General features: G+C 42.6%; 10 protein-coding genes. 7 read left to right on the plus strand and 3 right to left on the minus strand.

Annotation, left to right across the window (positions count from 1 at the left end):
* Positions 1–44 precede the first annotated feature (44 nt).
* Positions 45–680, plus strand: coding sequence for an MCP four helix bundle domain-containing protein (locus GO009_RS01485; RefSeq protein WP_163624368.1), 636 nt, complete (start codon positions 45–47; stop codon positions 678–680).
* A 12-nt stretch (positions 681–692) separates the two neighbouring features.
* Here GO009_RS01485 and GO009_RS01490 read toward each other — a convergent pair whose 3' ends face one another.
* From GO009_RS01490 to GO009_RS01500, 3 genes are read right to left on the minus strand one after another with little or no spacing between them, the layout of a single operon-like run.
* A complete protein-coding gene (locus GO009_RS01490; protein ID WP_163624369.1) occupies positions 693–1,136 on the minus strand; it encodes a 3-oxoacyl-ACP synthase in 444 nt (147 codons plus the stop codon).
* A gap of 7 nt (positions 1,137–1,143) precedes the next feature.
* A complete protein-coding gene (locus GO009_RS01495; RefSeq protein ID WP_163624370.1) occupies positions 1,144–2,496 on the minus strand; it encodes a PAS domain-containing sensor histidine kinase in 1,353 nt (450 codons plus the stop codon).
* A complete protein-coding gene (locus GO009_RS01500; RefSeq protein WP_163624371.1) occupies positions 2,496–3,860 on the minus strand; it encodes a sigma-54 dependent transcriptional regulator in 1,365 nt (454 codons plus the stop codon). Before GO009_RS01500 ends, GO009_RS01495 begins: the two co-directional genes overlap by 1 nt.
* A 203-nt stretch (positions 3,861–4,063) precedes the next feature.
* Here GO009_RS01500 and GO009_RS01505 point away from each other — a divergent pair, with 203 nt between their 5' ends.
* The 6 genes from GO009_RS01505 to GO009_RS01530 all read left to right on the plus strand — a co-directional run bounded on the left by GO009_RS01505 (position 4,064) and on the right by GO009_RS01530 (position 14,819).
* Positions 4,064–5,398 (plus strand): TolC family protein, encoded by a 1,335-nt coding sequence (locus GO009_RS01505; RefSeq protein ID WP_163624372.1) that lies wholly within the window; start codon positions 4,064–4,066, stop codon positions 5,396–5,398.
* An 8-nt stretch (positions 5,399–5,406) separates the two neighbouring features.
* Positions 5,407–6,657, plus strand: a complete 1,251-nt coding sequence (locus GO009_RS01510) for an efflux RND transporter periplasmic adaptor subunit (protein WP_163624373.1) — start codon at positions 5,407–5,409, stop codon at positions 6,655–6,657.
* A gap of 68 nt (positions 6,658–6,725) precedes the next feature.
* Positions 6,726–7,421, plus strand: a complete 696-nt coding sequence (locus GO009_RS01515; RefSeq protein WP_163624374.1) for an ABC transporter ATP-binding protein — start codon at positions 6,726–6,728, stop codon at positions 7,419–7,421.
* Between the two features lie 83 nt (positions 7,422–7,504).
* Complete coding sequence (locus GO009_RS01520) at positions 7,505–9,922, plus strand: ABC transporter permease (protein WP_163624375.1); 2,418 nt, start codon at positions 7,505–7,507, stop codon at positions 9,920–9,922.
* A gap of 20 nt (positions 9,923–9,942) precedes the next feature.
* Positions 9,943–12,342, plus strand: coding sequence for an ABC transporter permease (locus GO009_RS01525; RefSeq protein WP_163624376.1), 2,400 nt, complete (start codon positions 9,943–9,945; stop codon positions 12,340–12,342).
* A 44-nt stretch (positions 12,343–12,386) separates the two neighbouring features.
* Positions 12,387–14,819 carry an ABC transporter permease gene (locus tag GO009_RS01530; protein WP_163624377.1) on the plus strand — a complete coding sequence of 811 codons (2,433 nt, stop codon included), beginning with the start codon at positions 12,387–12,389 and terminating at the stop codon, positions 14,817–14,819.
* Positions 14,820–14,834: the final 15 nt, after the last annotated feature.

Here is a 14,834-nt window from a genome sequence, read left to right on the forward strand (position 1 = left end):
AAAATAAATCCAAGTTCGATTCGATAGAAACAAAAAAACAAAGAATGCCAAAAAAAATGTCCATAAAACAGCGAATAAATGCAGGTTTCATACTAGCTGCGGCATTTTTATTGGTGCTTGCTTCCAACCGATTGAACCAACGTAATTTTTCTACTGTAGAGCAAAGTGTAAACTCAGTTTTTGAAGATCGTTTGGTGGTCCAGGAATACATTTATAGGCTCAACAACCTATTTCATAAGAAAGAACTGGCCTTGGCCAAAAATGAGTTAAGCACAAACATGCTTACGGAATCTTCCAATATAGAAAAAATACTTTCAGATTTCGCAAAAACAGAATTAACGGTCAAGGAATCGAGGTATTTATCGGACTTGAGGAGCAGCTATTCCGAGCTTCAGGAGATGGAGAAAAACCTATCGGTCAAGAATGCATCCGGAAGCGCAGAAATGAAGCGTGATATTTCATCAAAGCTCACCAGAATAAACAATGACCTTGATGAACTTTCCGAGGTCCAACTTTCAGAAGGAAGACAATTGACCCAACGTTCCCAAAGGTCTCTTGGCATGAACCAACTATTATCACGTTTGGAGATAGTGTTCTTGGTCATTATCGGAATACTTTTTCTTCTTATTGTATTCCATCGCGAAAGGCCTAGCATGAAAATGGTGGAGGAAGATTCTTAAGTATTTCCCTTATTAATCGACATCTAATATGGATTGTTCGTTTCCATTGAACACAAAACGTTCACCTTTTTCCTTTCCTAGCAACAATCTGGCTATGGGAGCATTGGCCGAAATGCAGTAAACAACACCATCATTATGCTTAAAAGCACCTGCGGAGATGGCTATGAAATAATCGGCCACGCTCGTTTTTACCAGAGAACCCAAACATATTTTAGCTGAGGGTGTATCAATATTGATTTTATTCAAGATGCTTTGGGTTGCATCGAGTTCCAGCAATTGTTGACCCAGTTTTTCCTGTTCCAATTGCACCATGGCCCTTCCTGTTTCGTGCTTGTCTCCTGCCGAACTTTTGGTTTCGGAACCCAAGGATTCCCGGAGTTCTTCGCCCTGTTTTTTTAGACGGGCGGTTCGCTCGTCCAAATGGCTCCAGCAGAAGTCTAAAAGTGCTTTTTTCATAGTTTGATTAAGCAAAGGTAAGTCGGAAAACAGTTTCCGTATGTGGAATGGAGCGTACTTGAATACCTCCTCCGTGAAGCTGCATCACCCTTTTGGAAAGACTTAGGCCAATACCCGTGCCTTCGCTTTTGGTGGTAAAAAAGGGAACAAATATTTCGTCCATTACCTCGGGGGGAATACCCGGGCCGTTGTCCCTAACCTCAATGTACTTTGATCCATTGTCATCGACCCCGGCCATTATGAGCACCTTTCCATTTTCGGTGGACTCAACTGATTGTAGCCCGTTTTTGGCCAAATTGATCAACACTTGGGAAATTTGCTTTTCATCAATATAAAACTCCAGATTCTCGGGACGGCAAAGTATATTGAACTCGCTCTCCCCATCAATCAGCCGGGCAGACATGAGCACATCTATCTTTTCCAGTAAGTCCTTTCCTTTTACAAGGGTTTTGTTAGGGTCCGGTACGTGCAACAGGCTTCGGTAAGATTGCACAAAATCCATAAGGTCGCCACCTTGTTCTTTGATGACCTCCAATCCTTTCAATGTATTTTTTATCTGGCTTTCCTCCAACTCTTCCATGGGGGTTATTTTGTCCCCTTTGCGATAATATTTAATAATGGAATCGGAAATGGAGGCAATCGGGGTAATGGTATTCATAATTTCATGCGTAAGTACACGGATGAGGCGCACCCAAGACTCGGTTTCTTTTTCGTCCAGTTCTTTATGGATATCTTGGACCACCACCAGTTGTAACGACTGGCCATCCAATGTCAAAGGAGTGGACTTAATTGCTAATTGTGTTTGTTCGCGCTCATTGGATAATTGGAACAGCTTACGCTGAAAAGGCTTAAAATTTTTAAAGATTTGGTACAGGCTTTCATCAACCTGTTTTAATTGTTTGATGTGGTTCAAAGGAGTGTAGTCCAGTAATCGTTCCAGGGTAGGATTAGCAAATAAGATATGTCCTTTTTCATTATATGTCATGATGCCGATGCTGGCCTGTTTCAAAATTTCCTGGTAGTACTGCTCCCGTATCTGGAGTTGCATGTGGACTTCTTGGATAAGCCCATTGACTCGATTAAGGCTTCGGTTGAGTTCTTGGAACGAATCAATAGTGACCCCCTCTGGAAAACGGAGCGTAAAATCCTCGTTCTTGATGGCATCAAAAAAATAAGCGATTTTTCTGTTGGTACTGTTTATAAAACTTATCAGTGAAAATACTTGGACAACTAAAAGAACAGCACAGAGTCCCGAGGTAAAATACCACTTATAGGCTAATGAAAAGGCCAAGGTAACGGCAGTTAGGGTGAGGAAAACCACCCGAACAATAAGCTGAATATAAAAGTTTCTGCTTGCCATCAGTCGTTCTTTTTCTTCAACTTGTTATAAAGCGTTTGTCGGGAAATGCCCAATTGTTCGGCCGCGGCACTGTAGTTGCCCTCATTTTGTTCCAAGGCCCTAAAGATCATTTGCTGTTCCATTTCGTTGAGCGTCATGGGCTCACTGTCCATGGACTGTAAGGGTTTGGCATGCAACAAAAAATCAGAGGGCTTCAATACATTGCCATCGGAGAGGATTACCGCTCGTTCCATGGTATGCTGCAACTCACGAATATTGCCGGGCCAAGGGTATTCCATCAGTTTTTCTTGGGCCATTTGATTGATGCGCAACCCGCTTTTATCATATTTATGGGCGAACTTTTTCAGGAAGAAATCCGCAAGCACCAGAATATCACCATCACGTTCCCGAAGCGGAGGCACTTCAATATGTATGGTGTTGATGCGGTACAGTAAATCTTCACGGAACAAACCATCGGCGACCATTTGCTCCAGATTGCAATTGGTGGCACAGATCAATCGGATGTCCACATCAATGGGTTTGTTGGAACCCACTCGAACCACCGATTTATTTTGGATGGAAGACAATAACTTGGCCTGCATTTGCAGTGAAAGGTTCCCTATTTCGTCCAAAAACAGACTTCCTTGGTGTGCGGCTTCAAATTTTCCTGCTCTATCGTCTTTGGCATCGGTAAAGGAGCCTTTGGTGTGGCCAAAAAGTTCACTTTCGAACAAATTTTCGGCGATGGAACCCATATCCACACCTATAAAAACTTCATTTTTTCGGTTCGATAGTCTGTGTAGTTCACGCGCAATCAATTCTTTTCCCGTCCCATTTTCCCCTGTAATAAGTACATTAACGTCCGTTTTGGCCACTTTGGCCACAAGGTTCAAAACAGCGGTGAGTGCTTTCGATTGGCCGATGATATAATTCCGCCCCTCATTGATCAATTGCTTTAAATTGTTCTGCTTTTTCTGGAGATTGTGAATTTCTTGCTTTGACTTTCTCAGCTCGTAGGCAGATTTTACGGTAGTCATTAAACGCTCATTGTTCCAAGGCTTCAGCACAAAATCGGAAGCACCTTGTTTGAGTGCCCTAACGGCCAAGTCCACTGCACCATATGCCGTCATCATAATAACGGATGTGTTGGGCGACCTTTTTTTGATTTCGTTGAGCCAATACAATCCCTCGTTTCCCGTGTTCACGCCAGCGGAAAAGTTCATGTCCAAGAGCACAATGTCGATATCCTCCAAATTCGGAAAAGAAGAAATCTGGTTGGGATTAAAAATGGTCTGGACGCTTTTGTACTCAAACTGCAAAAGAATTTCCAAGGCACTCAGTACGCTCTTGTTATCATCGACCACTAAAATTTTGGCATCAACCATAAGGCTCAGGTTTCAAATAGTACGCTAAAACTAGCAATTGCTTCGATATGTTCTATCTTACTGTAAAATATTTGGACATTTTTTGTACAAAATTTTTACACACAACAAGCAGGTATTGTAATTTACTCGTTGTAACTATCTGATAATCAACATAAAATTATTTTGGCACAAGAATAGACAGTAATTTGGCACAGGATAAAACTATGAATCTAAAAATATACATAACAGCCTTATTGGTATTGAGTTGCTTCATCGGGATTTCCCAAGAAGTTTGGACGCTGGAAGAATGTGTGGATTATGCCATTGAACATAATCTTCAGGTAAAGAATACGTCCTACAATAATGAATCCAGCCGAGAATCTTATAGACAGTCCATCAGAGATTTGTTGCCCTCCGTAAGCGGGTCCACCGATTATACCATTAGATATGGTAGGTCCGCCGACCCTCAGACCAACGATTATGTGAACACAGAGTTCTTTAGCAACAACTATTCGCTCAACGCCAGTTTGGATTTGTTCCGGGGTTTTCAAAAACTGAATACGATAAGGGCGTCCAAATTCATCTACAAGGCCACCCAAGAAGACATTTTACAGGAAAAGTTTTTGTTGGCCTTTAGGGTGATGAGCGCTTTTTACGACATTAAATTTTACGAAGGACTGGTGGCCAATACCTTGGAACAGCTCGAAATTTCGCAAGCCAACTATGATTTGGTCGAAAAACAAGTGGAGTTGGGGTTAATGGCCGGTGCGGACCTGTACGAGGCTGAATCCAATCTTTTGGGCGACAAATTCTTGTTGACCCAAAACCGTAACCAACTGGCCAATGCCAAGCTGGTGCTTTTGCAAGAAATGAATTTGACCGAAGCATCGGACATTAATATTCAAGAAACCTTGGAAGAAGCCTCCGTAAATGAAGACGTTACTTTGGATTCCTTGTATCAAAAAGCAAGGGGGTTTGTACCCTTGGTCAAATCACAAGAATATCGGGTAACCGCGGCAAAAAAACAATTGCAAGCCACAAGGGGAGGGTTATTCCCATCGTTGGCCCTATTTGCAGGTTACGGAACAAGCTATTTTGAGACCAATGTGGATGAAAACGGCAATGTGATACCCTTTAGGACACAGTTCAATGATAACCAATCCAAGTTTGTAGGGGCGCAATTGAACATCCCCATTAGCAATGGATGGGCGAACCACTCTCAGGTAAAGCAGCAAAAAATTGCCTATTTGCAGGCCAAGAACAACTTGGAGATCCAGGAGCAAGAATTGTTTCAGTTATTGCAACAGTTGGTCCAGGACAATCAGGCCCTCATAGCAGAATACGAACAGAGTACAAAACAGGTAGAATCGCAGCAGCTCGCTTTTACGATTGCCCAAAAGCGTTACGAGAAAGGACTGATCAATGCGCTGGAACTCTTTCAGGCCAAGAACCTGTATGGAGTCGCGCAAAATCAAAACTTACAAGTGGGCCTTAGGTTGAAAGTCAACCAGAGCACTATTGATTTTTATAGCGGACTGCCCATTTTTAATATCAACTAAAAAGAAACATGGATATACAATTAGAAAAAAAGAGAGGACTTAAACCCAAGCATTACGGATATATCGCATTGGGCATACTGCTTTTGGTCGTTGGCTATAAATTGATTTTTTCCAGTTCGCTGTCCACCTTTAGGACGGAAAAAGAGCGATTGTCTATCTCCGCCGTGACCGACGGCAAGTTTGATGACTATATAACCATCAACGGGAATGTGGCACCAATAGCCACTATTTATATGGATGCCTACGAAGGCGGACGAGTTTCCGAAAAGTTGATAGAGGAAGGTTCCATGGTCAAAAAAGGGGATATCATATTGAAACTGGAAAACATGGCCCTTTACGAACAGATCTTGGCCAGTGAAAGCAACTTGGCACTTAAGCAGAACGATTTGCGTTCCACCAAGCTCACTTTCGATTCCAGACAGGTCGAAGGAAGAAAATCGTTGGCAACTGCACAGTACGATCTGCAACGTTTGAAACGTGCCTATGAGCAGAATACGGAATTGTACGAAGAGGAATTGATTTCCAAGGAAACCTACCTAAAGTCCAAAGAAGATTTCGAATTGGCCCAAAAACAATACGAAATCGTAAAACTACAAACGGAACAGGATGACGAATTGCGCGAAACATCCCTAAAAGGATTGGACGCCGACCTTGAACGAATGCAAAAAACGCTATCCATGGTCTACGAACGTTTGGACCACCTCAATGTTAGGGCACCCGCAGATGGCCAATTGGGGTTTTTGGATGCAGAAATAGGTCAGAATATCCAAAAAGGACAACGAATAGGGCAAATAAACGTGCTTACCGATTTTAAGATAGAAGCCGATATCGATGAACATTATATTGATAGAGTAAAAAGAGATCTATCCGCCACTTTGGAACGAAATGGAAATGAGTACAAACTACGCTTGCGCAAGGTTTATCCAGAAGTAAGAAACGGTAGGTTTAGGGTTGATTTGGTTTTTGTGGACGAAAAACCCGAGACCATCCGAGCGGGACAGAGTTACAACATACGATTGCAATTGGGAGAATCCAACGATGCCTTGTTGCTTCCTAAAGGCGGGTTTTTCCAGAGTACAGGCGGTCAGTGGGTATTTGTAGTAGGCCCAGATGGCAACGAAGCGATCAAACGCAATGTACGATTGGGAAAACAAAACTCAAGATACTATGAGGTCCTCGAGGGGCTTCAACCAGGAGAACAGGTCATTACCAGTAACTACGATAGTTTTGGCGATGCGGAACGGATTGTGTTAAAGTAATCCGTGGAAATGTAACAATCATCAAAAACGAACAGTCTTTATAATAAAACAAAAAACAACCATCAAAAATGATAAAGATAACAGACCTTAAAAAAAGCTTCCGAACAGAGGAAGTGGAAACCTTGGCCTTGAACGGGGTAAACCTAAAAGTGGAAGAGGGCGAATTTGTGGCCATTATGGGACCCTCGGGATGTGGAAAATCCACTTTGCTGAACATCATCGGGATGTTGGACAACCCTACCGAAGGCAGCTACAACTTTGCAGGACACGAAGTGGGCGGACTAAAGGAAAGTCAACGCACCCAGCTAAGGAAAGGGAACCTTGGTTTTGTATTCCAAAGTTTCAACCTGATCGACGAACTCACAGTGTTTGAAAATGTGGAACTTCCCTTGATCTACCTTAAAATGAACAAGGCGGAGCGCAAAGAAAAAGTGCTAAAAGTGTTGGAGCGCATGAAGATTGCGCACCGGGAAAAGCACTTTCCACAGCAACTATCGGGAGGTCAGCAGCAGCGGGTGGCCATTGCTCGGGCCGTAGTGACCAATCCAAAATTGATCTTGGCGGATGAGCCAACGGGTAATCTGGATTCCAAAAACGGTATCGAGGTCATGAACCTGTTGACGGAACTCAACCAAGAGGGCACCACCATTGTTATGGTAACGCACTCCGATCGTGATTCGCACTATGCCCACAGGGTCATTAATCTATTCGATGGTCAAATTGTGACCGAGAGCCAAAACAAGCCCATGAAAAGCATGGTATAGGAGTTTGTTCACTTGCCCTGAGCGAGTTTATGCTGAGCGTAGTCGAAGCAATGGGTCAATCAAAAAACAATCAAATCAATCACATGTTCAAAAATCACTTAAATATTGCCTGGAGGACCATCAAAAAGGATAAGCTCTTTACGTTTATCAAAATTGGTGGTTTTGCCGTAGGTATTGCCGCTTGCCTTTTAATTGCGCTTTTTATCCGTAACGAAGTTAGTTATGACCAGCACTATGCCAAGAAAAATCAAATTTACAGAGTAGTTTTTCAGGGAGAGATCCAAGGGGAGGTCATGAAAAGCACGCATTTTCAGCTGCCTTTTGCCGATGCGCTTCAATCCGATTTTCCCGAAATAATCAAAGCGGGAAAAGTAAACACCATAGAGATATTTGGTGCCGGCAAACGCGGGTTTAGGTTAACAGGAAAAAAGGAGAACACCTTTGAGGAGAACTTTATTCTTGCCGATCAAGAAGCATTCGATATTTTGGAAATACAATTGGAGCAGGGCGACCCTGCAACAGCTTTAACGGAACCCAAAAGCATTGTTATTTCCAAATCCAAGGCCGAAAAGTACTTTCCTAATGGCAATGTTTTGGAGCAAACCATATTTTTGGACAACGACACCTCAACCCCGTATACCGTAACAGGGGTAATGGAGGATGTACCCGAGAGCTCCCATCTTGATTTCGATTTCCTTCTTCCCATTGAAGATACCAACCAGAGCTGGACCAATCAGAATTATTTTACCTACGTCTTGGTAAATCCCAATACCAATATTCAAGAGTTGGAGCAAAAAATGACTTTGATCGTTGAAAAATATATCATCCCGGCACAAATAAAACGGGGGCGATCGGCCAGTTTTATAGACGTATTGCGAACAGCGGAATACAAATTGCAGCCCGTAACGGACATCTATTTAAAATCGGACCTAAAAATGCAGGATGGACTCAAGCATGGCGATGTTAAGTTTGTTTGGCTTTTTGCTGCCATTGCCATTTTTGTACTGCTCTTGGCCATTATCAATTTTATCAATCTTTCCACGGCTAAATCGGCCAATAGGGCCAAAGAGGTTGGGCTTAGAAAAACCATTGGGGCATTTAGGAACAATCTGGTAAACCAATTCCTAACAGAATCAGTGGTTTTTAGCGTTATCTCCTTTGTTCTGGGAGTTGTACTAGCTTGGGTGTTGTTACCTACTTTTAATGAAATTGCTTCCAAAAACATGGAGCTTCCCTGGTCCGCATGGTGGTTTGCCCCTATGTTGTTGGTGTCAGCTTTACTGGTCGGAGTTTTGGCAGGGTTATATCCAGCGTTCTATTTATCAGCTTTTAGACCTGCGAATGTCTTAAAAGGAAAGTTGAGTGTAGGAAGTAAAAGCGGAAGGTTAAGGAGCGGCTTGGTGGTTTTTCAATTCACAACTTCGGTGATTTTGATTATCGGGACTTTGATCATTTACCGTCAGATGGATTTTATCGTAAGCAAGGAATTGGGGTATGACAAAGAACGTGTTGTAGTGCTTGAAGGAACCAATATTCTGGGAAACAAAATAGAATCTTTTAAAGAACAGCTCGCGTCATTATCACAAGTAAAGAGTGTTACATCCACCAATTATTTGCCCATAAATGGTGGAAGCAGAAACGGAAACACCTTTAATGTAGATGGGCAAGATGATGGCGGAAGGGGTATTCCCGCCCAAATTTGGAGGGTGGATTACGATTATATGGAAACCTTGGGTATTCGATTGGAAAAAGGAAGAGGTTTCTCCAAAGAGTTTGCCTACGACTCTATCAACTCCATTGTGATCAACTCCAAAATGGCCTCGGAATTGGGCCTGCAGGACCCGATTGGCAAAAAATTGGATAATAGTGGTCAAGTTTTTGAAATCATCGGGGTTATAGAGAATTTCCATTTCAAATCCCTGAAAGAGGATATCTCTTCACTTTCGTTGGTCATAGGAGAGGATGTCGGTGCCGTTTCGGTAAAACTGGAAAAGGGAGACCCAACGGAAGCATTGGCCTCCATTGAACAAGTTTGGAACAGAAATGTACCGAATCAAGCACTCAATTATTCTTTTCTGGAACAGGAGTTTGCCCAAATGCACGAAGATGTTCAACGCATGGGTAAAATATTCAACAGTTTTGCACTTTTTGCCATTCTCGTGGCCTGCTTGGGTCTTTTTGCACTATCAGCTTTTATGGTGGAACAACGAAGAAAGGAAATAAGCATCAGGCGGGTTCTGGGCGCTCCTTTCAAAAACATTTACAAACTACTCACACTCGACTTTTTAAAATTGATCATCATTTCTATATGTATTGCCATCCCCATAGGTTGGTATTTGATGAATAGGTGGTTGGAAGGCTTTGCTTACCGCATCAACATTGGGTGGGAAATATTTTTGACGGCAGGGCTCATAGCGCTCGGCATTGCGATAGTTACCATCAGTTATCAATCTATTGGAGCAGCCTTGTTAAAACCTACCAAAGGCTTACGCACGGAATAATCAATCAAAAATCATCAATCATGATAAAGAATTATCTAAAAATAGCATGGAGGAACCTTATCAAGAACAAGGCCTATACCATTATCAATGTAGGGGGACTTGCCCTAGGTATGGCCGTAGCCCTTATCATTGGGTTGTGGATTACGGACGAACTGAGCCATAACAGCTATTTTGTCAATAAAGAGCGAATAGCACAGGTTTTTCAATCGCAGACCATGAATGGGGAAACAGGGACCGGACCCGCTATTCCCCGCCCGTTGGAAAAAGCTTTCAGGGATGGGTATATGGACAATTTCAAGCATTTGGTAATGTCCTCATGGAACACTTCGCAATATCTTAAATACAAGGAGACCAGTATATCGAGGAGCGGGAATTTTATGCAGCGTGAGGCCCCCGAGATGTTGGAAATCAATATCCTAAAAGGAGAAAAGGACGGGATTCGGGAAATCAATTCCATTATGTTGAACGAATCGACAGCCAATGCCCTTTTTGGCGGTGAAGACCCTATTGGAAAGACCATAGAGGTCAATAGTCAATACGACATGATGGTATCAGCAGTTTATGAGGACATACCCTTCAACAATTCGTTCAACGATACTGAGTTTATTATGCCTTGGGATAAATATGTTTCCATAAATGAATGGATTAAAAATGCTGAAGATCAGTGGGGTAATAACTCCTTTCAAATGTTTGTACAAATAGCGGACAACACAACCATGGAATCCGTTACCTCAAAAATCATAAAGGTAAAACAAGAGCTTAACGAAAACTCAAGAGAGTTCAACACGGAATTGTTCTTGTTGCCGATGGAAGATTGGCATTTACGATCGCGCTTTGAAAACGGTAAACAGGTGGGCGGTAGAATCAAATACGTATGGCTATTTGGGATTATCGGGGCTTTTGTACTGTTGCTGGCCTGTATAAACTTTATGAACTTGAGCACGGCCCGTTCCGAAAAGAGGGCAAAAGAAGTTGGTATTAGAAAGTCCATTGGTTCGCAACGCGGCCAACTCATCAACCAGTTTTTGGGAGAATCCTTTTTAGTGGTTTTGTTTGCCTATGCGCTTGCCATTTTTATTGTGATGCTATCCTTGAGCGGGTTCAACGACCTCGCCAGAAAAGAAATCGATTTTCCTTGGACTTCCCTTGGGTTTTGGGCAGCCTCTTTGGCGTTTATTTTGTTTACGGCCCTGTTAGCGGGAAGCTATCCGGCACTTTATCTTTCCTCATTTAAACCTGTGGATGTACTGAAGGGAACCTTTAAAGCAGGAAAACACTCAGGATTGCCCCGAAAGATTTTGGTTGTGGTTCAGTTTACCGTTTCGGTGGCATTTATTATAGGAACCGTCATCGTGATGCAACAAATCAACCATGCCAAAAACAGACCTGTAGGTTATGACAAGGAAGGCTTGGTGCAAGTGCCGACCATGAGTCAAGATTTTAACGGAAAGTTTGAATTGATGCGGGAAGAATTTATCAATTCGGGAGCGGTCATCGAAATGTCGACCTCCAGCAGCCCAACAACAAATATATGGTCCAACCGTAGTGGTTGGACATGGGAAGGCAAACCCGAAGGTTTTCAAGAAGACCTGGCCTGGACCGAAGTATCCCCGGAATATGCCAAAAGTCTCAATTTAAAGATTGTGACCGGAAGAAATTTTTCACGGGACTTTGCTTCCGATTCAACGGCCGTACTTCTTAATGAAACAGCCGTAAAATATATGGGACTCAAAGACCCCATTGGGAAACTCCTTATAGATGAGGATGCTGAAAATCCAAGTGATCCCTTGAAAATCATTGGAGTGGTTCAGGATATGATTGCCCAATCTCCATATGAGCCCGTTAAACAAGGCATGTATGTATTCGACAGATATGGTAACGGCTCCTATTACAACATGAGATTGAACCCAGAGCAAAGTGCGAGCCAGAATATCGCTGTCATCGAAAGAGTTTTCAAAGAGCATTTTCCAAGCATTCCTTTTCAATACGACTTTGTGGACGATGAATATGGTGAAAAATTTGCGGCCGAAGAACGTATTGGTCGATTGTCGGGAATTTTTACGGCACTGGCCATTCTAATCAGTTGTTTGGGATTGTTTGGCTTGACTTCCTTTGTGGCGGAACAGCGAACCAAGGAAATAGGGGTGCGTAAGGTTTTAGGGGCTTCGGTGTTCAATGTATGGAATATGTTGTCCAAGGATTTTTTGAAACTGGTCATTATCTCTTGCTTCATTGCAGTGCCCATCGCCTATTATGTGATGAACGGTTGGTTACAGGAGTATCCGTACCGTGTGATTTTGAAATGGTGGATTTTTGCCCTGGCTATGATTGGGGCTATGGCAGTGACCATTTTGACAGTTAGTTTTCAGGCAATTAGAGCTGCCAAATCCAACCCTGCACGAAGTTTGAGAACGGAATAGATCAACCTGTACTGAACTCGTTTCAGTATCAAAAAACAACAATCATGTTTAAGAACAATATTAAAATAGCCTGGAGAAGCCTTAAAAAACAGCCGTTCTTTACCTTCCTTAACATATTTGGATTAGCTATAGGAATGGCTGGTGGGCTTTTGCTGGGTCTTTACATTTATGACGAGTTGAGCTATGACAAAATGTTTGCGGATGTTGATAGAATTCATCGTATAAACGCCGATATAAAATTTGGTGGTGAGTTAAATACCCAGCCCGAAGTGTCCGCACCTATGGCCGAAGCCGTTTTGAATGACATTTCACAGGTTGAGGAAGTTACCCGATTTAGAAATACAGGGGCTGTACTGATCAAAAAGAACGGAGATGTCAATAGCTTTAAAGAGCCGCGGACAGCGTATGCAGAGACGAGCATGTTTAGTTTGTTGGGGTTAAAGTTATTGTATGGCGATACCTCTACAGCTTTGGACGAACCTAATACTGCAGTGATTTCCAAGAGCCTTGCCCAAAAACTTTTTTCTACCGAAAACGCCATTGGCCAAGTCATTGATGTAGAAGTTTATGGCAAGTATACAGTGTCCGGGGTGATTGAGGATCTTCCCAAAAATTCTTTTTTACAAAATAGAAACCTTTTTCTGTCCATGGTTGGATACCCAGATGCAAGTGCTGGTGCCTGGGGCAGCCATAATTATTACACTCTTGTTAAACTTAGGGAAGGTGCACAGCCCAATGATATTCACCAAGGCCTAAACGCTATGGTGGGGAAATATGTAATTCCCTATGTGCAACGCTATTTTCCAGGTATCACCTTAAAAGAATTTGAGGAAAGCGGCAACTATATAAAATATAGTACCATACCCTTGACAGATATTCATTTATATTCAGATCGCAGTCCGGAGTTCAGTCCAAACGGTACAATTCAGAATATTTATGTTTTGGGGGCCATAGGAGTATTCTTGCTTGTTTTGGCCAGCATCAATTTTATGAACCTGTCCACGGCCCAATCTTTGAAAAGGGCGAAAGAAGTAGGGGTTAGAAAAACTTTGGGTTCGGATAGGTCTAGTCTCATCTGCCAATTTTTAACGGAATCGGGACTTATTTCATTTGGGTCTTTGGTGTTGGCTGTAGGCATCGCCTTTGCAGTTTTGCCTTTGTTTAATCAACTATCCGGAAAATCAATGGTGATTCCGTTTACCAATCCCGTCTTCTTGGTTATTTTGGTTGTAGCGACCGTTTTTTTAGGATTTTTTTCAGGGAGTTATCCAGCCCTTTTTATGTCGCGCTTTGTGCCTGTAAAAGTACTTAAGGGAGGCAGCGTACAAAGTTTGGGTGGGGGCAAGACCCGTAGTATTTTGGTCATCTTCCAGTTTGCTGTTTCGGTCTTGTTGATTATTTCCACCCTAGTAGTGTATCAACAAATAAGTTATATAAAAAGCAAGGACCTTGGTTACGCCAAGGACCAAGTTCTTGTAGTGGAGGATGTTTATCTTTTAGGGAATAAAAGGAAGGTCTTCAAGGAACAGGTGAAAGCCATACCCCAAACTAAACAAGCTACATTGAGTAGTTTTCTGCCCACCCCGTCCAGCCGGAATGACAATTCATTTTTATTGAACGAGAACCGAAGCCAAGAAAGAGCCGTCCAAATGCAGGAGTGGCAGGCAGATTTTGACTATGTCAATACGATGGGACTGGAACTGGTCGCAGGAAGGGATTTTGACTCTCGTTACGGTACGGACTCCATGGCAATCATTGTAAACGAAACTACTGTGAAAAAGATGAACAGTACCTTAAATGAGGTGTTGGGTAAAAAGCTGGTGGATATCAACCAAGGCAATGGAGAACTAATTTACACAATCATAGGTGTTGTTAAAGACTTTAATTTTGAGACCCTTCATAGCGAAGTTGCAGCTTTGGGGATATTTCCCAGTGATAATGCGGGAAGAATGGCAGTTAAAATGGGCAATGGAAATCTGGATGGTACGTTAGCGCAAATTGAACAGCTTTGGAAGCAAATGGCGCCAGGTAAACCTTTTTCGTATTATTTTATGGACGACTCCTTTAATCAAAGCTACGATGCCGAACAGCGTTTGGGGCAAATCTTTATGATTTTCACCCTGCTTTCCATTTGTATTGCCTGTTTGGGCCTTTTTGGATTGGCAGCATTTAATGCCCAAAAAAGGGTTAAGGAGATTGGAGTACGAAAGGTTTTGGGGGCCAGTGTGAGCCAAATTACCTACCGTTTGTCGATGGATTTCTTAAAACTGGTTTTTATTTCCATTGGTGTTGCGTTGCCCTTGGGCTGGTTTGTTATGAACAGGTGGTTGGAGGATTTTGCTTATAGGATTGATATTCCTTGGTGGTCCTTTCCACTAGCGGCCTTGATAGCCGTGATCATTGCAGTGCTTACGGTAAGTTATCAAAGTATAAAAGCTGCCATAGTAAATCCGGTGAAGAGTCTAAGAACAGAGTAGATCAACTTTACGCCA

Source organism: Allomuricauda sp. TY007, assembly GCF_010468565.1.
Lineage (GTDB): Bacteria > Bacteroidota > Bacteroidia > Flavobacteriales > Flavobacteriaceae > Flagellimonas.

Excerpts from the sequence above, each read along its gene's own strand:
- GO009_RS01510 (WP_163624373.1), top strand. The coding sequence starts at position 5,407 with ATGGATATACAATTAGAAAAAAAGAGAGGACTTAAACCCAAGCATTAC.
- GO009_RS01490 (WP_163624369.1), bottom strand. The coding sequence starts at position 1,136 with ATGAAAAAAGCACTTTTAGACTTCTGCTGGAGCCATTTGGACGAGCGA.
- GO009_RS01495 (WP_163624370.1), bottom strand. The coding sequence starts at position 2,496 with ATGGCAAGCAGAAACTTTTATATTCAGCTTATTGTTCGGGTGGTTTTC.
- GO009_RS01515 (WP_163624374.1), top strand. The coding sequence starts at position 6,726 with ATGATAAAGATAACAGACCTTAAAAAAAGCTTCCGAACAGAGGAAGTG.
- GO009_RS01500 (WP_163624371.1), bottom strand. The coding sequence starts at position 3,860 with ATGGTTGATGCCAAAATTTTAGTGGTCGATGATAACAAGAGCGTACTG.
- GO009_RS01505 (WP_163624372.1), top strand. The coding sequence starts at position 4,064 with ATGAATCTAAAAATATACATAACAGCCTTATTGGTATTGAGTTGCTTC.
- GO009_RS01485 (WP_163624368.1), top strand. The coding sequence starts at position 45 with ATGCCAAAAAAAATGTCCATAAAACAGCGAATAAATGCAGGTTTCATA.
- GO009_RS01520 (WP_163624375.1), top strand. The coding sequence starts at position 7,505 with ATGTTCAAAAATCACTTAAATATTGCCTGGAGGACCATCAAAAAGGAT.
- GO009_RS01530 (WP_163624377.1), top strand. The coding sequence starts at position 12,387 with ATGTTTAAGAACAATATTAAAATAGCCTGGAGAAGCCTTAAAAAACAG.
- GO009_RS01525 (WP_163624376.1), top strand. The coding sequence starts at position 9,943 with ATGATAAAGAATTATCTAAAAATAGCATGGAGGAACCTTATCAAGAAC.